Genomic DNA, 20032 nt, shown 5'->3' with positions numbered 1-20032 from the left:
GGCGTCGGCGGCCGGCGCGGCGGCGACCGGGGCCGGGGCGGCGACGGGCGCGGCCTCGACGGCGGGGGCCGCGGCGGCGACCGGGGCGCCCGAGCCGTCGTCGATGATCGCCAGCTCGGCGCCCACCTCGACGGTCTCGTCCTCGGCGACCTTGATCGAGGCCAGGATGCCGGAGGCCGGGGCCGGGATCTCGGTGTCGACCTTGTCGGTCGACACCTCCAGCAGCGGCTCGTCGACCTCGACACGCTCACCCTCGGCCTTCAGCCAGCGGGTGACGGTGCCCTCGGAAACGCTCTCGCCCAGCGCGGGCAGTGTTACTGAGACCGCCATGGTTTCAGCGACTCCTATCAAGTCTTGCGTACGGGAAGTACTTGCGTACGGGAAGTACCGGGAAAGGGGGTGGGGCGTGATCAGTCGTGCGCGTGCAGCGGCTTGCCGGCCAGCGCCAGGTGCGCCTCGCCCAGGGCCTCGGACTGGGTCGGGTGCGCGTGGATGAGCTGCGCGACCTCGGCCGGGAGGGCCTCCCAGTTGTAGATCAGCTGGGCCTCTCCGACCTGCTCGCCCATGCGGGCGCCGACCATGTGGACGCCGACCACGGCGCCGTCCTTGACCTGGACGAGCTTGATCTCGCCGGCGGTCTTCAGGATCTTGCTCTTGCCGTTGCCGGCCAGGTTGTACTTCAGGGTGACGACCTTCTCCTTGCCGTACAGCTCGACGGCCTTGGCCTCGGAGATGCCGACGGAGGCCACCTCGGGGTTGGAGTAGGTCACGCGCGGAACGCCGTCGTAGTCGATCGGCACCGGCTTGAGGCCGGCCAGGCGCTCGGCGACCAGGATGCCCTCGGCGAAGCCGACGTGGGCCAGCTGGAGGGTCGGGGCGAGGTCGCCGACGGCGGAGATGGTGGGCACGTTGGTGCGCATGTACTCGTCGACCAGGACGTAGCCGCGGTCCATCGCGACGCCGTTCTCCTCGTAGCCGAGGCCGGAGGAGACCGGGCCGCGGCCGATGGCGACGAGCAGCAGGTCGGCGTCGATCTGCTTGCCGTTCTCGGTGGAGACGCGGACACCGGTCTCGGTGTACTCGACGCCCGAGAAGCGGGCCTTCAGCTCGAACTTGATGCCGCGCTTGCGGAACGCGCGCTCCAGCAGCTTGGAGGAGTTCTCGTCCTCCAGCGGGACGAGGTGCGGCAGCGCCTCGACGATGGTGACCTCGACGCCGAAGGACTTCCAGACCGAGGCGAACTCGACGCCGATGACGCCGCCGCCGAGGATGACGGCCGACTTCGGGATGAAGCCGAGCTTCAGGGCGTGGTCGGAGGAGATCACGCGGTTGCCGTCGATCTCCAGGCCCGGGATCGAGCGCGGCACGGAGCCGGTGGCCAGGACGATGTGGCGGCCCTCGATGCGCTGGCCGTTGACGTCCACCGAGGTCTGCGAGGAGAGCTTGCCCTCGCCCTGGATGAAGGTGACCTTGCGGGAGGCCACCAGGCCCTGGAGGCCCTTGTACAGGCCGGCGATGACGTCGTCCTTGTACTTGTGGACGCCGTTGATGTCGATGCCCTGGAAGGTGGCCAGAACGCCGAACTCGGCGGCCTCCTTCGTCTCGTCCGCGATCTCCGCGGCGTGCAGGAGCGCCTTGGTCGGGATGCAGCCGCGGTGCAGGCAGGTGCCGCCCAGCTCACCCTTCTCGACCAGGGCGACGCTCAGGCCCAGCTGAGCGGCGCGGAGCGCCGCGGCGTAACCGCCGCTTCCGCCTCCGAGAATGACAACGTCGAAAACGGTGCTGGCGTCGTTCGCCACGTCACGTCCTCCATGCATGGGGTGGGTCGCCGGGCCGGTCGCGGTCCGGTGGGTCGGAAGCCTTTGTGGGGCGCCCAGTCGTGCCGGAAATACATCTTCGCACTTGTTCACGGTGGCTGATGTCCGGGTCTGCCCCAGGGGTGTCCCGCGGAGCGGTCACCGGGGCGCGAACACCCCCGACGGAAGGGCATCATCGCAGCTCAGCGCGGTGTTGACAGCCGCCGGACGGGCGTCTTCCGCGTTGCCCGCCACAGCTTCTTCCGTACTGCGGAACAAAGTTTCGCCCGCAGCGAACAGAGGTGCGCCACGGCCACCGGTCCTACTCGCAGGTAACCGGGCCGGAACGACGGCGGGGCCCGGCGCACACGCGCCGGGCCCCGTCGCAGCGGGTCCTGGACCAGGGGGCGCCCCGGGTCCGGGGGGTGCCTGGTTCAGGGCATGCCTGGATCAGGCCTTGCCGTTCGCCCTCTGTTCGGCGAAGCGGACCAGGGTGCGCACCGCGCTCGCGGTGCCGCCCTTCGGGGTGTAGCCGTACGGCGCGCCCTCGTGGAACGCCGGACCGGCGATGTCCAGGTGCGCCCAGTCGATGCCCTCGGCCACGAACTCCTTCAGGAACAGGCCGGCCACCAGGCCGCCGCCCATCCGCTCGCCCATGTTGGCCAGGTCGGCGATGGTCGACTCGGTGAAGCCCTTGCGCAGGTCCGCCGGCAGCGGCATCGGCCAGGACTGCTCGCCCGCCTCGCCGGCCAGGACGTGCAGCTCCTCGCGCAGCTCGTCGCCGTTGGCCATCACGCCGAAGGTGCGGTTGCCCAGGGCCAGCACCATGGCGCCGGTCAGGGTGGCCACGTCGACGATGACGTCCGGGTTCTCCTCGCCGGCCCGCACGATCGCGTCGGCCAGCACCAGGCGGCCCTCGGCGTCCGTGTTCAGGACCTCGACGGTCTTGCCGCCGTACATCTTCAGCACGTCACCCGGGCGGGTGGCGGAGCCGGACGGCATGTTCTCGGCCAGCGCCAGCCAGCCCGTCACGTTGACGGCCAGGCCCAGGCGCTTGGCGGCCACCACGGCGGCGAACACGGCGGCGGCGCCGGCCATGTCGCACTTCATGGTCTCGTTGTGGCCGGCCGGCTTCAGCGAGATGCCGCCCGAGTCGTAGGTGATGCCCTTGCCGACGAACGCCAGGGTGGCCTTGGCCTTCGGGTGGGTGTAGGCCACCTTCACCAGGCGGGGCGGGTTCTCGGAGCCGACGCCGACGCCCAGCAGGCCGCCGAAGCCGCCCTTGGTCAGCGCCTTCTCGTCCAGCACCTCGACCTTGAGGCCGTGCTCCTTGCCGGCCGCCTGGGCGATCGCGGCGAAGCTCTTCGGGTTCAGGTCGTTCGGCGCGGTGTTGACCAGGTCGCGGGCCCGGTTCATCTCCTCGCCGACCGCGGCGGCGCGCTCCACGGCGGCCTTGGCGTCCTTGCTGCCCTTGCGGGCGGCCAGCAGGACCAGCTCGCCGACCGGCTCCTTGCCGTTGCCGTTGGCCTTGTACGTGCCGAAGGCGTACGAGCCGAGCAGGCCGCCCAGCGCGACCGCCTCGATGTCGGCGGCGGACTCGGCGGGCAGGGCCAGCGCGGCCTTCTTGGCGCCGGCCAGCGTACGGGCGGCGACACCGGCGGCGCGGCGCAGCGCCTCCAGCTGGTAGCCGTCCTCGGCGGCCTCGCCCAGGCCGACCGCGAGCACGAGCGCGGCCTTCAGGCCGGCGGGGGAGGGGACCTTGACGGCCTCGCCCTCGGCGCCGGTCGCGCCCAGGGTGCTGAGGACCTCGGTCAGCTTGCCCTCGAACGCCTCGTTGACGGCCTCGGCGCCGGGGGCCAGCACGATGCCCTTCGGGCCCTTCGCGACACCGATCACCAGGGCGTCCGCGCGCAGCGAGGCGGCGGAGGAGGTGCTCACAGACAATGCAGTCACGTAATGCGTCCTGTTCTTTCGCGGTCCACGGCCGGCCACGGCGAGGCTGCCGCACCGGCGCAGCCCGCCGTCGCAGGCCGTCCGCCGGCGGGCCTCCGGGGTCCGGGCCCCCTGGCGCGCGCGTCCGTCCGAGGCGGCCGCGCACACCAGAGGCCCCGGCTCCTCGGTGCGCGCCGGGCGGGCAGGACCTGCCACGGTGCAGGGCTGCGGTGCTCCACGCATGGTAGTCCGCATGCTGGGATCACGCGCCGCCCGGTATCAGCCGAGCAACGCCAGGGCGAACAGCGAGGCGGTCGCGGCGGTTTCGGCCATCGCGCCGAGCACGTCACCGGTGATCCCGCCGAACCTGCGCACACACCGTCCGAGCAGCAGTCGGGCGCAGCCCGTGCCGAGCACAACGGCCAACGGGAGACGGAGGGCTGACCATCCGTCGGACAGTCCCGCCGCGGCCAGGGCGAGCGCCGCGACGGCCGTCGCGGCGGCGGCTCCGACGGGCGCCACGGTGCCCGCCACCATCGCCCCCAGCCCGCCCGGCCGGGCGGCCGGCACCGACCGCAGGCAGCCCCAGGCGAGCGCGCACCGCGCGGCCGTCGCCGAGGCGAGCACCGCGAGCGCGCCGCGCAGCGGGGAGTGGGCGAACTGTCCGGCCAGCGCGGCCACCTGGGCGAGCAGGACGAGCACCAGGGTCAGCACGCCGAACGGACCGATGTCGGACTGCTTCATGATGCGCAGCGCGTCCTCGGCCGGCTTGCCGCTGCCGAGTCCGTCGGCGACGTCCGCCAGGCCGTCCAGGTGGAGTCCCCGGGTCAGCCCGGCGAGCACCCCCACCGCGGTCACCGCGCCGAGCGGCCCGCCCGCCCGCCAGGCCACCAGGGCCCCGGCCGTGGCGGCCAGTGCGCCCAGCACCAGCCCGACCAGCGGAGCCGTCAGCATCGCCCGGGCCGCCGCCGCCCGGTCCCACCGTTCCACCCGCACCCGCAGTAAGGACAGCGTCCCGAACCCGAACCGCAGGCCGTCGGCCCAGGTGGCCCGATCGGTGCCGCTGGCCATGAACACGTTCCTCTCACGGCGGGAACGCCCCTGGCAGGGGCGTTCCCGGGTTGTCGTGCCGTCGGCCGGGGGCGCGGGCCGGTTCGCTACAGCTTCCGCAGCAGGTCCGCCGCCGAGGGCAGCCTCGGCTGCTCCTTCGGCGCGCTCGGCGCCATCGGCACGAACGGCTTCGGAGCCTCGTCCGCGAGCACGTCCCCCGCGGCCTGGAGCAGGGGCAGCGCCAGCAGCGCGCCGAAGCCCTCGCCCATGGTGATGCCCTGGTCCTGCAACGGCGTCAGGGTCAGCCGGTCGTACGCCTTCGCCTGGGCCGGCTCGCCGCTGGACTGCCCGGCCCGCCACCACTCGGGTGCCCGGAAGGCGATCCGCTGCGCGACCAGCGCACAGGCCGCCGAGACCACACCGTCCAGCACCACCGGCAGCCGCCGCACGGCCGCCTGGAGCAGGAAGCCGGTGATCGCCGCGAAGTCGGCCCCGCCGGTGGCGCCGAGCAGCGCGAGCTGGTCGCCGAGCACCGGCCGGGCCCGCCGCAGCGAGTCCCGGATCGTGGCGCACTTGACCATCCACACCCGGTCGTCGATCCCGGAGCCGCGCCCGGTCACCGCCGCCGCGTCCGTCCCGCAGAGCGCGCCGACCAGCACGCCGGCCACCGTGGTGGCGCCGACCCCGAGGTCGCCGAGCAGCACCAGGTCGGTGCCGGCCTCGGCCTCCTCGTCGGCGACGGCCATGCCGGCCCGGAACGCCCGGACGGTCTCCTGCGCGGTGAGCGCGTCCTCGACGTCGATCCGCCCGGAGCCGCGCCGGATCCGGTGGGTGACCACCTCGTCCGGGAAGTCGGCCGGGTCGGCGTCCACCGCGACGTCGACGACCCGCACCCGGGCGCCGTAGCGCGCGGCCAGCCGGGACACCGGCGCGCTGCCGTCGAGCACGGCCCGCACCCGGGCCGCGGTGCCGCCCTCGGCCGGCATCCGGGACACCCCGAGCGCCGCGACGCCGTGGTCGGCGGCGAACAGCAGCACCTTGGGAGCGGAGATCGGCCGCACCGGGGAGCGCCCCTGCACGGAGGCCAGCCAACTGCCCAGCTCCTCCAGCTTGCCGAGCCCGCCGCGCGGGCGGTCGGCCGCCTGCCAGCGCTCGTCGGCGGCCCGCCGGGCGCTCTCGTCGGGGCGCTCGACGAGAGAGGAGAACGTATCGAGATCCACGGTCGTGTCCATCGTCCGGAAGGCTACACGCCGAAGGTGTTCAGCCTGCGGCTGGCTTGACGGTCAGCACCTGCCCGGCCACGACCAGCAGGACCCGCTCCGAGGCGTCCGCCACGGCCATGTTGAGCCGGCCCAGGGTGTCGCGGAAGCGGCGGCCCGCGGCGGTGGCGGGGACGACGCCCATGCCGACCTCGTTGCTCACCGCGACGACCGTGCGCCCGGTGGCCGCCCAGGCGCGTGCCAGCGCCTCGCAGCGGCGCTGGACCGCGCTTTCGCCCCGGTCCGCCCAGACCTCGTCGTCCCAGGCGTCGCACTCGTCCATGACGGAGGTCAGCCACAGCGCCAGGCAGTCGACCAGCACCGGGGCCGGGTCGGTGGGGTCGGCCAGCACGGTCTCCAGGTCGCAGGTCTCGGCGGTGCGCCAGCTCGACGGGCGGCGCTCCCGGTGCAGCGCGACCCGCTGGGCCCACTCGGCGTCGCCGTCCCGGGTGCCGCCGGTGGCCACGTACAGGACGTCCGGGTGGTCGGCGAGCAGCTGTTCGGCGCGGGTGGACTTGCCGGAGCGGGCGCCGCCGAGCAGCAGGGTGCGGGGCAGCGGGGGACGGGTGGGCTCGGAGGGGGTCGCCATGCCGCCCATCCTGCCGGACCGGGCCGCCGGACCGGGCCGCCGGACCAGGCATACGGAAGATCGGGCCGGGCAGGCTATGGTGCGCAGCAACACAGGCAGCGTGGTCAGTGGGAGGAGCCGGCATGGTCTGGACGTGGCGGTACGAGAAGGCGGACGGCAGCGCGGTGACGCCCGGCGGCGGCCAGGAGGAGTTCGCGGGCCAGGGAGACGCCGAGACCTGGATCGGGGAGACCTGGAAGCAGCTCGCGGAGGACGGTGTGGACACCGCGGTGCTGCTGGACGACGACCGCGTCGTCTATGCGATGAGCCTGCGCGAGGAGTAGGCCCGACGGGGTGGGGCGGTCGCCCGGCGGCTGCTCCGCCCCGGATCCGCTCCGGCTTCGCCCGGATCGGCCCAGCCCCGGGCTACTTCGCCCCGATCACGTGCAGGAGCGCGGCGACCTGCCGGTACGGGTCGGTGCGGCCGGCCCGGTACTCGGCTTCCAGGAGCTGGGCCAGCTGCCGCCCGTCCACCGGCGGGGCCGCGTCGTCCGGGGCGTTGTCGGTGAAGACCCGCACGCCGTACCAGTGCCGCAGCGGCACCGACACCTCGGAGAGGGTGACGGTGAGGTCGCCGAGCCGGTCGGCCCGCGCGGCCAGCCCGAGCCGGTTGTAGTACCGGTCGCTCTCGAAGGCGTGCAGGGCGGCCCGCCAGTCCCCGGCGGCGGCCGGCCGCAGGGCGAGCGCGTCGCGGTTGCGGACCAGCAGCGAGAGCAATCCGCCGGGGGCCAGCAGCCGGGCCAGCGAGGCGATCATCGGATCGGGGTCGGGCAGGTACATCAGCACGCCGTGGCAGAGCACCACGTCGAAGCTGCGCGGGCCGAACCAGCGCCCGCACTGGTGGCCGTCGCCGCTGAGCAGCTGCATCCGGCCGCGGACCTCCGGCGGCTCCTCGGCGAGCGCCCCCTGGGCGACGCCGAGCGCGACCGGGTCCGAGTCGATCCCGGTGACGTAGTGGCCGGCCCGGGCCAGCCGCAGGGCCTGGGTGCCCTGGCCGCAGCCGATGTCGAGCACCCGCTGCGCGCTGCGCCCGGCGAGCTGCTCGGCGAGCTGGCGGGCGACGAGCTCCTGGCGGACGAAGTTGCGCAGCCCGCCGAGCCGGTCCAGCCAGGCGCCGGTGCCGCCCGCGAAGGACCCGCTGCGCGAGGGCAGCCTGCGCTCCTGGGCGAGACGGTCGTGGCCGCCGTCCCCCTGCCCCGGAAGCGCGTAGAGGCCGGGCCCCTCCCAGGACGGGGGGGCCCAGCCGGAGTCGACCGGTTCGGCGGTCAGGGCTTCTCCCCGCGCCGCACCTGCGGCTTGGGCAGGCGCAGCCGGCGCATCTGGAGGGTGCGCATGATGCCGTACGCGACGGCGCCGCGGGTGTTCTGCCCGGCGAAGCGCTCGGCGAGCTGCTTGCGCAGGCCGAAGCCGAGGCGGACGAAGTCCAGGATCACGAGCACGAAGAACAGCAGGAACAGCAGGGTGGAGAGCAACTGGAGCGTCGGCACCTTGACGATGCTGAGCACCAGGATGACCACGGCCGCCGGCAGGAAGAACTCGGCGAGCGACCAGCGGGAGTCCACGTAGTCGCGGGCGAACTTGCGCACCGGGCCCTTGTCACGGGCCGGCAGGTGGCGCTCGTCGCCGTTCATCAGGGCCTGGCGCTGCTTCTCGCGCTCGGTGCGCATCCGCTCGCGCCCTTGACGGGCGGCCTCCTTGCGGTCCTTGGGCACGGTCACCCGGGTACGCCGGTTGGCCTCGGCCTCACTGCGCTTGGGGGTGGGGCGGCCCTTCTTGGCCTGCGGATCGCGGGCCTGGGTCGTCTCGTCCTGCTTCTCCAGCACGGTGGCGGAGGCGGCGGCATCATCTGAACGGCGTCGGAACACACCACCAGCGTACGGGGTGCGACGCGGCTTCCACGGGTGCCCTCGGACCCAAACGCATATCGGTACCGCCAGGTCGCCGTCCGAAGCGGGTTTCCCGGGGCCTTCCCGTAGGGGATCAGTCGGATGGACGATGGGGGGTATGAGGGGCGGATCCACCCGGGGGAGGAGGAAACGTCACTGGTCCCTGTAGCAGTCTTGTTGCAGGCAGGTGCACTGCGGCGACGGGCTCGCTGCACATACACTCGTCGTGTCTGGTAACGAGATAAAGACCGCAGGCCGGAGAAGGGGGCACCCGAGGCCCATGAGCGACGGAATCATGAAGCGTATGGGGTTGATCTTCCGCTCCAAGGCGAACAAGGCCTTGGATCGGGCGGAGGATCCCCGTGAGACGCTCGACTACTCCTACCAGAAGCAGCTCGAACTGCTGCAGAAGGTACGGCGTGGTGTCGCGGACGTCGCGACCTCGCGCAAGCGGCTCGAACTCCAGCTGACGCAGCTGCAGCAGCAGTCCGCCAAGTACGAGGACCAGGGCCGCAAGGCGCTGTCGCTCGGCCGCGAGGACCTCGCCCGCGAGGCGCTGACCCGCAAGGCCAGCATGCAGTCGCAGATCACCGACCTGGAGACGCAGTACCAGCAGCTCCAGGCCGAGGAGGAGAAGCTCACGCTCGCCTCCCAGCGACTTCAGGCCAAGGTGGACGCCTTCCGCACCAAGAAGGAGACCATCAAGGCGACGTACACGGCCGCCCAGGCGCAGACCCGCATCGCCGAGTCCTTCTCCGGGATCTCGGAGGAGATGGGCGACGTCGGCCTGGCGATCCAGCGTGCCGAGGACAAGACGGCCCAGATGCAGGCCCGGGCCGGTGCGATCGACGAGCTGCTCGCCTCGGGCGCGCTCGACGACGCGAGCGGTCTCGGCCGCAAGGACGACATCGAGGCCGAGCTGGAGCGGGTGGCCGGCGGTTCCGACGTCGAGCTGGAGCTGGCCCGGATGAAGGCCGAGCTGTCCGGCCCCTCCTCGACCGGCCCCGCCGCGATCGAGCAGGGCAAGCAGGACGCCCAGCCGCAGCCGCAGCAGGACACCCCGCGCATCAATTACAACAAGTGATCTGAGCTCGACCCACGAACCAGGGAGACGCACGGCATGATCATGAGGGTCATGGGTGAGGGGCAGTACGAGGTGGGCGACGACCACCTGAGCCTGCTCAACGAGCTCGACGCCGAGCTCGTCACTGCGGTGGATTCGGGGGACGAGACGCTCTTCCGCCAGGCCTACGGCAAGCTCATCGACGCGGTGAAGCAGTACGGCACCCCGGTGCCGCTGGATTCGCTGGAGCCGTCCGAGCTGATCCTGCCGAGCGCCGACGCGACGATCGACGAGGTCCGCGAGCTGCTGATGGCCGACGGCGAGGGCGTGATCCCGGGCTTCCCCGAGTAGCGCCAGCGGCTGCTGCCAGACGAAAGGGCGGGCCCCCTCCGGTGGGAGGGGGCCCGCCCTTCGCCGTTGTCCGCGGGACGGGCTACGGCAGGGCCAGCATCCGGTCCAGGGCCGCCTTGGCGTGCTTCTCGGTCTCCGGGTCGACGGTGATCACGTTCGGCACCCGGCCCTCGACCAGCGACTCCAGTGCCCACACCAGGTGCGGCAGGTCGATCCGGTTCATGGTGGAGCAGAAGCAGACCGCGCGGTCCAGGAAGACGACCTCCTTGTCCGGGTGCGCCTTGGCCAGGCGGCGGACGAGGTTCAGCTCGGTGCCGATGGCCCACTTGGAGCCGGGCTCGGCGGCGTCCAGCGCCTTGATGATGTACTCGGTCGAGCCCACCATGTCGGCGGCCGCGACGACCTCGTGCTTGCACTCGGGGTGCACCAGGACGTTCACGCCGGGGATCCGCTCGCGGACGTCGTTCACCGAGTCCAGGCTGAACCGGCCGTGCACCGAGCAGTGGCCGCGCCAGAGGATCATCTTCGCGTCCCGCAGCTGCTCGGCGGTCAGGCCGCCGTTCGGCCGGTGCGGGTTGTAGACGACGCAGTCGTCCAGCGAGAAGCCCATGTCCCGCACCGCGGTGTTGCGGCCGAGGTGCTGGTCGGGCAGGAACAGGACCTTCTGGCCCTGCTCGAAGGCCCACTCCAGGGCGCGCTTGGCGTTGGAGGAGGTGCAGATGAGGCCGCCGTGCCGGCCGGTGAAGGCCTTGATGTCGGCGGAGGAGTTCATGTACGAGACCGGGACGGTGACGTCGGCTATGCCGGCGTCGGTCAGCACGTCCCAGCACTCGGCGACCTGCTCGGCGGTGGCCATGTCGGCCATCGAGCAGCCGGCCGCGAGGTCCGGCAGGACGACCTGCTGCCGCTCGCTGGTGAGGATGTCCGCGGACTCGGCCATGAAGTGCACGCCGCAGAAGACGATGTACTCGGCCTCGGGGCGGGCCGCCGCGTCGCGGGCGAGCTTGAAGGAGTCGCCGGTGACGTCGGCGAACTCGATCACCTCGTCGCGCTGGTAGTGGTGGCCGAGGATGAAGACGCGGTCGCCGAGCGCGGCCTTGGCCGCGCGGGCGCGCTCGACGAGGTTCGGGTCGGAGGCCGGGGGGAGGTCACCGGGGCATTCGACGCCGCGCTCGCTGTTCGGATCGGCCTCGCGGCCGAGCAGCAGCAGAGCGAGCGGCGTCGGAGTGGGGTCGACGCCGTGGGTCTCGGTGATGGTGGTGGTCACGGGCGGGTGCCCTTCTGTGCGGCCGAGCTAGCGGTGGGGCCTTTTCGTCTAACTGACGCTATCTATTCTAACCGCTTAGCGTCAGAGTGACGATGGCCATCCTGTCGATGTGACGAGAACCGCTCGCCGAAACGGACCCCCGGCGGAGCCCGATAGCCGATTCGGGGCAGTCCGGCGTGGCCGAATCGATACTTCGAAGCCCACGGGTATGGCTGAGCCATGAAAGCAATCGCGATCAACCGCTACGGCGGCCCCGAGGTGGTCGAGTACACCGACCTGCCCGACCCCAAGGTCGGACCCGACTCCGTCCTGGTCGAGGTCCGGGCGGCCGGGGTGAACCCGGTGGACTGGAAGGTCCGGGACGGCGCCCTGGACGGCATCCTCGACGCGCACTTCCCGCTGGTCATGGGCTGGGACCTGGCCGGCGTGGTGCGCGCCGTCGGCGGCGGGATCACCGAGTTCGCCCCGGGCGACGAGGTCTACGGCTACGTCCGCAAGGACGCCGTCGAGCACGGCACCTACGCCGAGCTGGTCTCCGCCCCGGTCCGCACCCTGGCCCGCAAGCCGGCCGCGCTGGACTGGGCGCAGTCCGGCGGCCTGCCGCTGGCCGGGCTCACCGCCCTGCAGGGCCTGCGGGCGCTGCGCCTCGCCGAGGGGGAGACCGTCCTGGTGCACGCCGCCGCGGGCGGGGTGGGCCACCTGGCGGTGCAGCTGGCCCGGGCCTTCGGCGCCCGGGTGATCGGCACCGCGGCCGAGCGCAACCACGACTTCCTGCGGGGCCTCGGCGCCGAGCCGGTGGTGTACGGCGAGGGCCTGGCCGACCGGGTCCGCGCGCTCGCCCCCGACGGGGTGGACGCGGCCCTCGACCTGGTCGGCCACGGTGCCGTCCAGGTCTCGGCCGGCCTGGTGGCCGACCCGGGCCGGATCGCCTCGACCACCGACTTCGGGGTCAAGGCGCTCGGCGGCCGGTACGTCTGGGTCCGCCCGGACGCCGGCGACCTCGCCGAGCTGGCCGCGATCGCCGACGACGGCCGGCTGACGGTCACCGTCGCCTCGACCTTCCCGCTGGCCCAGGCCGCCTCCGCCCAGGCGCTCAGCGCCGAGGGCCGCACCCGGGGGAAGATCGTGCTGCTCGTTCCGTGACGGCCTCCGGCCCGTCATCCTTCGGCGGTGAACTCGTCCAGGTCATCCGCCAGAATGGTGACGAACCGTTTCGGCAGTGGCAGCCCGCCGCCGGAGCGCCCCACCGACCCCCGTACGACCCGTGGAGCCCCGCACCCATGACCAGCAGCCGAGCGCACGAGGTGGTCGGGGCCGACCTGGACGAGACCGACCGGCTCCTGCTCGCCCGGCTCGGCAGCGACGGCCGTGCCTCGTACGCCGAGATCGGCCTGCAGGTGAACCTCTCCGCCACCGCCGTGCGCCGGCGGATCGACCGGCTGCGGGCGCGCGGCGTGGTGCGGGGCTTCACCGTGGTGCTCGACCCGTCCGTGCTGGGCTGGCAGACCGAGGCCTTCGTCGAGGTCTACTGCCGCGAGCGCACCGCCCCCGAGGAGATCCTCGCCAGCCTGCGGCAGTTCCCCGAGGTGATCGCCGCCTGGACGGTCACCGGCGACCCGGACGCCCTGGTGCACCTGCGGGCCGCCGACATGCGCCACCTGGAGGCCGTCATCGAGCGCATCCGGCGCGAGCCCGGAGTCCAGCGCAGCCGCTCCTCGGTGGTCCTCTCCCAGCTCATCGGGTGACCCGGGCGGTGTCCCGCGGGCCGTCGCCGGGCCCGCCGGGACCCACCGGACGCGACCTTCCCGGCCCCCACGCAGGAATCCTGCGCGGACCGGCCCGAAGACGCCCGAAACCTGCCTGACCAGCCGCGTTCCGACGCGCGGTGAGGCGCTCGTGCTGCCTACGCTGATCACGTCCGGTCGTCGCGGTGAGGCGTCCCGCCGGTCGGACGCCCCCCGACACCCCACGCCGAGAGGGACAGCCGTGTCCGCAGCACCCGACCGCATGCACCGGCCCGACAACGAACTGGTCGACCTGGTTTTCGACTACATGCGGGAGCGGCTGCAGTACGACCCCGTCCCGCTCGACCACCCCGGGGACGGCGAGCACCTGCGCGCCCAGCTGTCCGGCCTGCTGAACCAGGACGGCAACAACCCGGTCGACGTGCTCAAGCTGTACGACCACGAGCTGTCCCGGGCGGTCATCTCCGCCGACAGCCCGCGCTACCTGTCCTTCATCCCGTGCGCCCCGACCAAGGCCGCGCTGCTGTTCGACATGGTCGTCTCCTGCGCCTCCCTGCAGGGCATCTCCTGGCTGGAGGCGGCCGGCGCGATCGCCGCCGAGAACCAGGTGCTGCGCCTGATCGCCGACCGCGCGGGCCTGCCCCAGTCGGCCGGCGGCACCTTCGTCTCCGGCGGCTCGGCCGGCAACCTCTCCGCCCTGGTGGTCGCCCGCGACACCGCCCGCCGCCGACTGGGCGTCGGACCGGAGGCGCGGCTGCGGATAGCCGTCGCCGACCAGGTGCACTCCTCGGTCAAGAACACCTTCAACATCATCGGCGTCGAGGCCTTCAAGGTCCCGACCGTCGACCGCAGGTTCACCGGCGAGGCGCTGCGCGCCGCCCTGGCCGCCGACCCGAACCCGGAGACGGTGATCGGCGTCGTCGGCACCGCCGGCACCACCAACGAGGGCATCGTCGACGACCTCAAGGGCCTGGCCGAGGTCGCCCGCGAGCGCGACCTGTGGTTCCACGTGGACGGCGCCTACGGCGGCGCGGGCCTGTTCGCCCCCTCGGTGCGGGAGCGCTACGAGGGCATCGAGCACGCCGACTCCTTCGTGGTCGACCCGCACAAGTGGCTGTTCGCCCCCTTCGACTGCGCCGCGCTGATCTACCGCAACCCGCAGCTCGCCCGCGCCGTGCACACCCAGGACGCCTCCTACCTGGACGTCCTGCACACCGAGGGCGACGAGTGGAACCCCACCGACTACGCCTACCACCTGACCCGGCGCGCCCGCGGCCTGCCGCTCTGGTTCTCGCTGGCCGTGCACGGCGTCCAGGCCTACACCGACGCCATCGAGGCCGGCCTCACCCTGGCCCGCGAGACCGCGCAGCTGATCCGCGAGACCGAGCACCTGGAACTGCTGTTCGACCCGCAGCTCTCGGCGGTCTGCTTCAAGCGCAAGGGCTGGACCAACGACGACTACTACCGCTGGTCGCAGCAGCTGCTCGCGGACCAGATCGGCTTCGTCACCCCCACCGGCTGGGACGGCGAGACCGTCGCCCGGTTCGCCTTCCTGCACCCGGGCACCACCATGGAGATGGTCCGGGAGATCCTGGACACCATGGCCTGAGCCCGCTCCCGTCACGGCCCCGTCGGCAGTCCCGGCGGGGCCGTACGCGTGCCCGCGCCCTACAGGAACGCCCCGCTCGGCAGGTACGGCGCCGGCGGCCGCATCCCGCGGACCCCGACGAAGCCTGCGGCCCGCGGCGTCAGCCCGACCTCCAGCCCGACGTCCAGCGCCCACTCCTGCTCCGCGGTCAGGTGCTCCACCCGCGCCTCGGTCCCCTCCGGCACCCGGGACAGCGCCTCGCGCAGCAGCCGGGCGGCGATCCGCTTGCTGGTGGCCGCGAGCAGCCGCACCACGCCGCCGTCCCGGTAGCAGTAGCCGCTGCCGGCCAGCGCGTCGGCGATCAGCAGCTCCTCGAAGTGGCCCAGCATCAGCTCGTGGTCCGGCCCGTGCGCGGACCCGCGCAGCCGCCGGTCCACCGAGTCCAGCAGGTGCAGGTGGGTGGCGTTGCCGCGGTGCACCGGGATGTCCCCCGGGTCGAGCAGCCCCTCCCGGTCCACCCGCCCGGCCAGCCGCATCGCCGGGTGCAGGGTGAAGCCGGCCAGCCGGTAGCGGCGGGCCGCCGCCGGGGAGTCCGCCGCGCAGACCATCCCGCGCAGACAGCCCCGGGAGTGCGCCGCCGCCCGTTCCAGCAGCAGCCGCCCGACGCCCCTGCCCTGCGCGGACGGCCGGACGGCGTACAGCGACGGCGCCCACAGGCCCTCCCGGCGGATCGACAGCACCGCCCCGACCGGCTCGCCGGCGCTCTCCGCCAGCCAGCAGCCGCCGGGATCGGTGCGCGCCAGGTGTCTGGTCCGGGCCAGTCGCAGCGGCGTCGGCCCCGGCGCCGCCGCGGCCGGGGAGGCGTCGGCGAACGCGGCGTCGGCGAGCTCCTGGACGGCCTCCGCGTCCGCGGCGGTGTCCCTGACCGGGCGAAGGATCATGGGAACCATCCTGGCGTCCGGCGGCCCGCCGCGGGGCCGGTTCGCCCGGATCCGCACCTCGCGCGGTGACCCGTCCCGCGGGGGTGTGCGAGCATGGGGAGCGTAGGGGACGCGGGTGGCACACCCGGCCCACGGATATTCGGTCGCGAACAGGCCGCAGAAATCAATCGCCGTCCGGGAAATGAAACCGGACGGCTGTTGGTTGGCACTGGCGGCAGACCGTCGTCAAGACCGGGAGAAAGCAGATGACCGTCCAGGACGAGACCACCGTCGAGAGTGGCATCCTCCTCACCGATGCCGCCGCGGGCAAGGTCAAGGCCCTGCTGGAGCAGGAGGGCCGCGAGGACCTCGCGCTGCGCGTCGCCGTCCAGCCCGGTGGCTGCTCCGGCCTGCGTTACCAGCTGTTCTTCGACGAGCGCTCGCTCGACGGCGACGTGATCAAGGACTTCGACGGCGTCAAGGTCGTCACCGACCGGATGAGCGCCCCGTACCTGGGCGGCGCCACCGTCGACTTCGTCGACACCATCGAGAAGCAGGGCTTCACCATCGACAACCCGAACGCCACCGGCTCCTGCGCCTGCGGCGACTCGTTCAGCTAGGCCCGCTGCGGAAGGCGGCCCCGGGGATCACCCCGGGGCCGCCTTCTCGTTTCCCGCCCGCGCGGGGCCGCCCGGCGCCCGCGGGGACGGCTACCGTCCGGCGACGTCCGGGCTCACCGGGTCCGGCCCCATGTGCGGGTCGCCCTCCAGCGGCAGCTCCTGGCCGCTGGTCCGGTCGACGACGGTCCGCCCGGCCAGCGGCGAGCGCAGGTCGGCCGAGACCGACTGCCGCTTGGCCAGCGCGTTGCACACCTGCCCGGGCTGGACGGTGGGCGGGCCCGGCACGACCAGCACGTCCACCCGGCCCGGCTGGGACTCGTCCGCCTTCAGCGTGTACGTGGTGCAGACCCCGCCGAAGAAGTAGACGGTCAGCTTGGTGGTGCCGTCCACCCGGTAGGCGACCGGCGGACGGACGGGCGCGCCAGAACCGTTCGGGTTCGGCTCGCCCACCGCGATCCCGTTGCCCGGGGGAGTGCCGGGGGCCGGCTGCCCGGGCGCGGGCGAGGCCGGGGTGGGCGTGAAGCCGCCCGGCGGCCGGGCCGGCTGCGAGGCGCCGGAGGAACTCCCGGTCGGCGCCGCCGAGGACGGGCTCGCGGAGTCCGTCGGGGCCTGCGGGGAGGCACTCTCCGAGGCCGACGCGGCGGCCGAGCCGCTCGCCGCGGCGTCCGAGGCGGGCTTGCCGCCCCCGCCGCAGCCGGCCACCGTCATCACCGCCGCCAGCGCCAGACCCGCCAGGGCCACCGCCCGCCGACCGCGCCGGGGCATCGTCTCCGGTTCCATCTGCACATCCTCCCGAGGGTTCAGCGGTGCCGCTTCCTCGCCGCTCCGCGCGGATGTGACGTGCTCCGGTCGGATCCGGTTCCGTACCGGTCGGATCCGTTCCGGCGCGGGCTCAGAAGCCGTACTCGGCCATCCCGGCCACCATCCGCTGCGCCCCGGACGGGACCCGGAAGCCGGTCGGCGCGGGGGCGGCGGGCTGCGGACCGGCCGCGAGCTGCGGCCAGAACCGGCGCAGCCGCCGGGAGGAGTCCACCAGGGCGTCGAGCGTCTCGCCGTCCTCGGTCCGCAGGACGGGCGGGGAGCAGTGGTCGGTCATCATCGGGCATCGCTCCGATCCAGGGCCGTGGCCACGCTGCCACGGTCGACGGCGGGGCCCGCGCGACGGGCCCCCACGGCCGACCCTAGGCAGGGGCCCGGCCGCCCACCAGTGCTACCGGGAGGTAGTACACGTTCGAGGGCCACGGGTGCCACCATGGCCGTGCGGGCGGCAACTTGCGGCACTCTTGCCTGGGCGCTCCCCGGGGCCGGGTACCGTGGGTGGGTTCATCCCCGCCTGCCCGTTGGCCCCGCAGCCATCCTGAGGAGACCTTCCGTGCGTATCGCCGTTGCCGGCTCGATCGCCACCGACCACCTGATGACGTTCCCCGGCCGGTTCGCCGACCAGCTCGTCGCCGAGCAGCTGCACACCGTGTCGCTGTCCTTCCTGGTCGACACCCTGGACATCCGCCGCGGCGGCGTCGCGCCGAACATCACCTTCGGCATGGGTGTGCTCGGCCTGCGCCCGGTCCTGGTCGGCGCCGCCGGCGCGGACTTCGCCGAGTACCGCAGCTGGCTGGAGCGCAACAACGTGGACTGCGACTCCGTCCACATCTCCGAGACCCGGCACACCGCGCGCTTCATGTGCACCACGGACGAGGACCACAACCAGATCGCCTCGTTCTACACCGGTGCCATGGCCGAGGCCCGCAACATCGAGCTGAAGCCGATCGCCGACCGCGTCGGCGGCCTGGACCTCGTCCTGATCGGCGCCGACGACCCGCAGGGCATGGTCCGCCACACCCAGGAGTGCCGCACCCGCGGCTACGCCTTCGCCGCCGACCCCTCCCAGCAGCTGGCCCGCCTGGAGGGCGACGACATCCGCGAGATCGTGGACGGCGCCGCGTACCTCTTCACCAACGAGTACGAGGCCGCGCTGATCGAGAGCAAGACCGGCTGGGGCGCCGAGGAGCTGCTCACCCGCGTCGGCACCCGGATCACCACCCTGGGCAGCAAGGGCGTCCGGATCGAGCGCAAGGGCGAGGCGCCGATCCTGGTCGGCTGCGCCAAGGAGGAGGCCAAGGTCGACCCGACCGGCGTCGGCGACGCCTTCCGCGCCGGCTTCCTGGCCGGCCTGTCCTGGGACCTCGACCTGGAGCGCTCCGCCCAGCTCGGCTGCATGCTCGCCACCCTGGTGATCGAGACCGTCGGCACCCAGGAGTACGAGCTGCGCCCGGCCGCCTTCCTGAAGCGCTTCGAGGAGGCCTACGGCGCCGAGGCGGTCGCCGAGATCAGCGCGCACCTGGTCAAGTAGTCCGCCCCGCTCAGGAGCGACGCAGCACGAGGTAGGCCGAGCCCCGGTCGCCGCCGTACTCGGCGGCCGGGGCCTCGCCCGCGTACTCCTGCCCGCGCATCCCGCACCAGGCCGGGATGTCCAGCCGGGCCGCCTCGTCGTCCGCCAGCACCGCGACCGTGCCGCCCCGCGGCACCTCGCCGATCCGCTTCGCCAGCTCGATCACCGGCAGCGGGCAGCGCTTGCCCAGCGCGTCGATGACCAGCAGCGACTCCCGGGCCGCCGGCTCGGGTTCGGGCGCGGGCCCGGGCGCCGGCAGGTCCAGCCCGAGCGGCGCCCGGACGCCGGCCACCAGCTCCGGCAGCACCGCGAGGAAGCGCTCCACGTCGGCCTCGGCCGTCCCGTACGGCAGCGAGACCCGCACGTTCCCCTCGGTGAGCACGCCCATCGCCGCCAGCACGTGGCTGGGCGTCAGCGTGGACGAGGTGCAGGAGGAGCCGGAGGAGACCGCGAAGCCCGCCCGGTCCAGCTCGGTCAGCAGCACCTCCCCGTCCACGTACAGGCAGGAGAAGGTGACGATGTGCGGCAGCCGCCGCACCGGGTCGCCGACCACCTCGACCTCGGGCACCAGCTGCGGCACCCGGGTGCGGATCCGCTCCACCAGCGCGTGCAGCCGGCTGTTCTCCCGCTCGGCCTCGGCGCGTACGGCGCGCAGCGAGGCGGCCGCGGCCACGATCGCGGGGACGTTGACGTAGCCGGGCACCCGGCCGCCCTCGCGCTCGTCGGCCGGCAGCGGCGAGGCGTACCGGACGCCCTTGCGCACCGCCAGCACCCCGACCCCGGGCGGGCCGCCCCACTTGTGGGCGCTCGCGGTCAGCAGCGACCAGCCCGCCGGGACGTCCATCCGCCCGGCGCTCTGCGCGGCGTCCACCAGCAGCGGGACGCCGGCCGCGGCGCACAGTTCGGCGACCTCGCCGACCGGCTGGACCGTGCCGACCTCGTGGTTGGCGCTCTGCAGCGCGGCCAGCGCGGTGTCCGGGCGCAGCAGCGCGCCGAAGGCCGCCGGGTCGGCCCGGCCGCCGCGGTCCACCGGCGCCACCGAGACCTCGCCCCCGCCCGCCAGGTGGCGTTCCGCGACGTGCAGCACGCTGGAGTGCTCCACCGCGGAGTGCGCGAAGTGGCCGCCGCGCCGCCGGTTCCCGGTCAGCGCGCCCAGCAGGCCGAGTTGGACGGCCTGGGTGCCGCTCGCGGTGAAGGCGATCTCGTCCGCCCGGGTGCCCAGCACCGCGGCCACCGTCTCGCGGGCGGCGTCCAGCAGCATCCGGGCCTGTCGGCCGGAGCGGTAGAGCCGGGCCGGATCGGCCCAGCCCTCGTCCAGGGCGGCGGTCAGAGCCTGCCGCGCGACGGGGTGCAGAGGGGCCGTCGAGGCCGCGTCGAAGTACACGGTGACATTTAACGACACACCCGGCCGGAGTCAGGGGCCCCTCGCACGGCTCACCCGCCGTCAGTCGATCATCCCGAATGTCCGCTTCGTCCGCGTCCGACGGGCCGTCACGGGCGTCGTCCGAGGTCATCCCCCGATCGGGCGTACGGACCTC

The 20032-nt window shown here is 73.5% G+C and carries 21 protein-coding genes; 8 read left to right on the top strand and 13 right to left on the bottom strand.

What is annotated here, in order from left to right; genetic code table 11:
- From ACFVGO_RS30085 to cobU, 6 genes are all read right to left on the bottom strand, one after another.
- Positions 1-330 (bottom strand): biotin/lipoyl-containing protein (locus ACFVGO_RS30085; RefSeq protein ID WP_380635143.1); only part of this gene is annotated, 330 nt, incomplete at its 3' end.
- A gap of 80 nt (positions 331-410) precedes the next feature.
- Positions 411-1817, bottom strand: coding sequence for a dihydrolipoyl dehydrogenase (gene lpdA / locus ACFVGO_RS30080; RefSeq protein WP_359897017.1), 1407 nt, complete (start codon positions 1815-1817; stop codon positions 411-413).
- Between the two features lie 429 nt (positions 1818-2246).
- Positions 2247-3749 (bottom strand): leucyl aminopeptidase, encoded by a 1503-nt coding sequence (locus tag ACFVGO_RS30075; RefSeq protein WP_359897019.1) that lies wholly within the window; start codon positions 3747-3749, stop codon positions 2247-2249.
- Between the two features lie 258 nt (positions 3750-4007).
- Positions 4008-4799 (bottom strand): adenosylcobinamide-GDP ribazoletransferase, encoded by a 792-nt coding sequence (locus ACFVGO_RS30070; RefSeq protein ID WP_380635140.1) that lies wholly within the window; start codon positions 4797-4799, stop codon positions 4008-4010.
- Between the two features lie 86 nt (positions 4800-4885).
- Entirely contained in the window at positions 4886-6010 is a 1125-nt protein-coding gene (locus ACFVGO_RS30065; protein ID WP_359897022.1) for a nicotinate-nucleotide--dimethylbenzimidazole phosphoribosyltransferase, read from the bottom strand.
- Positions 6011-6038: 28 nt separating this feature from the next.
- Positions 6039-6626: a bifunctional adenosylcobinamide kinase/adenosylcobinamide-phosphate guanylyltransferase gene (gene cobU, locus ACFVGO_RS30060; RefSeq protein WP_380353207.1), complete on the bottom strand. Its 588-nt coding sequence runs from the start codon at positions 6624-6626 to the stop codon at positions 6039-6041.
- 122 nt (positions 6627-6748) lie between these two features.
- Here cobU and ACFVGO_RS30055 point away from each other — a divergent pair, with 122 nt between their 5' ends.
- Positions 6749-6949 carry a hypothetical protein gene (locus tag ACFVGO_RS30055; protein WP_359897024.1) on the top strand — a complete coding sequence of 67 codons (201 nt, stop codon included), beginning with the start codon at positions 6749-6751 and terminating at the stop codon, positions 6947-6949.
- An 82-nt stretch (positions 6950-7031) separates the two neighbouring features.
- On the opposite strand, the gene ACFVGO_RS30050 is transcribed toward ACFVGO_RS30055, so the two are convergent.
- Both ACFVGO_RS30050 and ACFVGO_RS30045 read right to left on the bottom strand, forming a co-directional pair.
- Positions 7032-7772 carry a methyltransferase domain-containing protein gene (locus ACFVGO_RS30050; RefSeq protein ID WP_359897136.1) on the bottom strand — a complete coding sequence of 247 codons (741 nt, stop codon included), beginning with the start codon at positions 7770-7772 and terminating at the stop codon, positions 7032-7034.
- Positions 7773-7930: 158 nt separating this feature from the next.
- Positions 7931-8530 carry a DUF3043 domain-containing protein gene (locus ACFVGO_RS30045; RefSeq protein WP_359897026.1) on the bottom strand — a complete coding sequence of 200 codons (600 nt, stop codon included), beginning with the start codon at positions 8528-8530 and terminating at the stop codon, positions 7931-7933.
- A gap of 316 nt (positions 8531-8846) precedes the next feature.
- Between ACFVGO_RS30045 and ACFVGO_RS30040 the strand changes: the two genes are divergently transcribed.
- Positions 8847-9635, top strand: coding sequence for a PspA/IM30 family protein (locus ACFVGO_RS30040; protein ID WP_359897138.1), 789 nt, complete (start codon positions 8847-8849; stop codon positions 9633-9635).
- Between the two features lie 36 nt (positions 9636-9671).
- Positions 9672-9965: a hypothetical protein gene (locus ACFVGO_RS30035; RefSeq protein WP_359897028.1), complete on the top strand. Its 294-nt coding sequence runs from the start codon at positions 9672-9674 to the stop codon at positions 9963-9965.
- 82 nt (positions 9966-10047) lie between these two features.
- Here the strand turns inward: ACFVGO_RS30035 and nadA are convergent, their stop codons facing one another.
- Complete coding sequence (nadA, locus tag ACFVGO_RS30030; RefSeq protein WP_380353208.1) at positions 10048-11232, bottom strand: quinolinate synthase NadA; 1185 nt, start codon at positions 11230-11232, stop codon at positions 10048-10050.
- A 219-nt stretch (positions 11233-11451) separates the two neighbouring features.
- Here nadA and ACFVGO_RS30025 point away from each other — a divergent pair, with 219 nt between their 5' ends.
- The 3 genes from ACFVGO_RS30025 (at position 11452) to ACFVGO_RS30015 (ending at position 14586) form a co-directional block, all read left to right on the top strand.
- A complete protein-coding gene (locus ACFVGO_RS30025) occupies positions 11452-12375 on the top strand; it encodes an NADP-dependent oxidoreductase (protein ID WP_359897031.1) in 924 nt (307 codons plus the stop codon).
- 137 nt (positions 12376-12512) lie between these two features.
- Complete coding sequence (locus tag ACFVGO_RS30020; RefSeq protein WP_359897033.1) at positions 12513-12977, top strand: Lrp/AsnC family transcriptional regulator; 465 nt, start codon at positions 12513-12515, stop codon at positions 12975-12977.
- Between the two features lie 241 nt (positions 12978-13218).
- Complete coding sequence (locus ACFVGO_RS30015; RefSeq protein ID WP_380635133.1) at positions 13219-14586, top strand: pyridoxal phosphate-dependent decarboxylase family protein; 1368 nt, start codon at positions 13219-13221, stop codon at positions 14584-14586.
- A gap of 59 nt (positions 14587-14645) precedes the next feature.
- On the opposite strand, the gene ACFVGO_RS30010 is transcribed toward ACFVGO_RS30015, so the two are convergent.
- Positions 14646-15506, bottom strand: a complete 861-nt coding sequence (locus ACFVGO_RS30010; RefSeq protein ID WP_359897037.1) for a GNAT family N-acetyltransferase — start codon at positions 15504-15506, stop codon at positions 14646-14648.
- 245 nt (positions 15507-15751) lie between these two features.
- On the opposite strand from ACFVGO_RS30010, the gene erpA reads away from it, so the two are divergent.
- The gene (gene erpA, locus ACFVGO_RS30005) at positions 15752-16105 is read left to right on the top strand and encodes an iron-sulfur cluster insertion protein ErpA (protein WP_359897039.1); all 354 of its coding nucleotides are present in this window, start codon (positions 15752-15754) and stop codon (positions 16103-16105) included.
- Positions 16106-16195: 90 nt separating this feature from the next.
- Here erpA and ACFVGO_RS30000 read toward each other — a convergent pair whose 3' ends face one another.
- Positions 16196-16885, bottom strand: a complete 690-nt coding sequence (locus tag ACFVGO_RS30000; protein WP_359897041.1) for a hypothetical protein — start codon at positions 16883-16885, stop codon at positions 16196-16198.
- A gap of 112 nt (positions 16886-16997) precedes the next feature.
- Positions 16998-17204, bottom strand: a complete 207-nt coding sequence (locus ACFVGO_RS29995; protein WP_380353212.1) for a hypothetical protein — start codon at positions 17202-17204, stop codon at positions 16998-17000.
- 273 nt (positions 17205-17477) lie between these two features.
- Between ACFVGO_RS29995 and ACFVGO_RS29990 the strand changes: the two genes are divergently transcribed.
- Positions 17478-18455: a carbohydrate kinase family protein gene (locus tag ACFVGO_RS29990; protein ID WP_380635129.1), complete on the top strand. Its 978-nt coding sequence runs from the start codon at positions 17478-17480 to the stop codon at positions 18453-18455.
- Between the two features lie 10 nt (positions 18456-18465).
- On the opposite strand, the gene ACFVGO_RS29985 is transcribed toward ACFVGO_RS29990, so the two are convergent.
- The gene (locus ACFVGO_RS29985; RefSeq protein WP_359897046.1) at positions 18466-19878 is read right to left on the bottom strand and encodes an aminotransferase class V-fold PLP-dependent enzyme; all 1413 of its coding nucleotides are present in this window, start codon (positions 19876-19878) and stop codon (positions 18466-18468) included.
- Positions 19879-20032: the final 154 nt, after the last annotated feature.

It is taken from the genome of Kitasatospora sp. NPDC057738, assembly GCF_042798815.1.
GTDB lineage: Bacteria > Actinomycetota > Actinomycetes > Streptomycetales > Streptomycetaceae > Kitasatospora > Kitasatospora lactacystinica.
The sequence above is the reverse complement of the archived record's forward strand: the minus strand, read 5'-3'. Positions and strand labels throughout refer to the sequence as shown.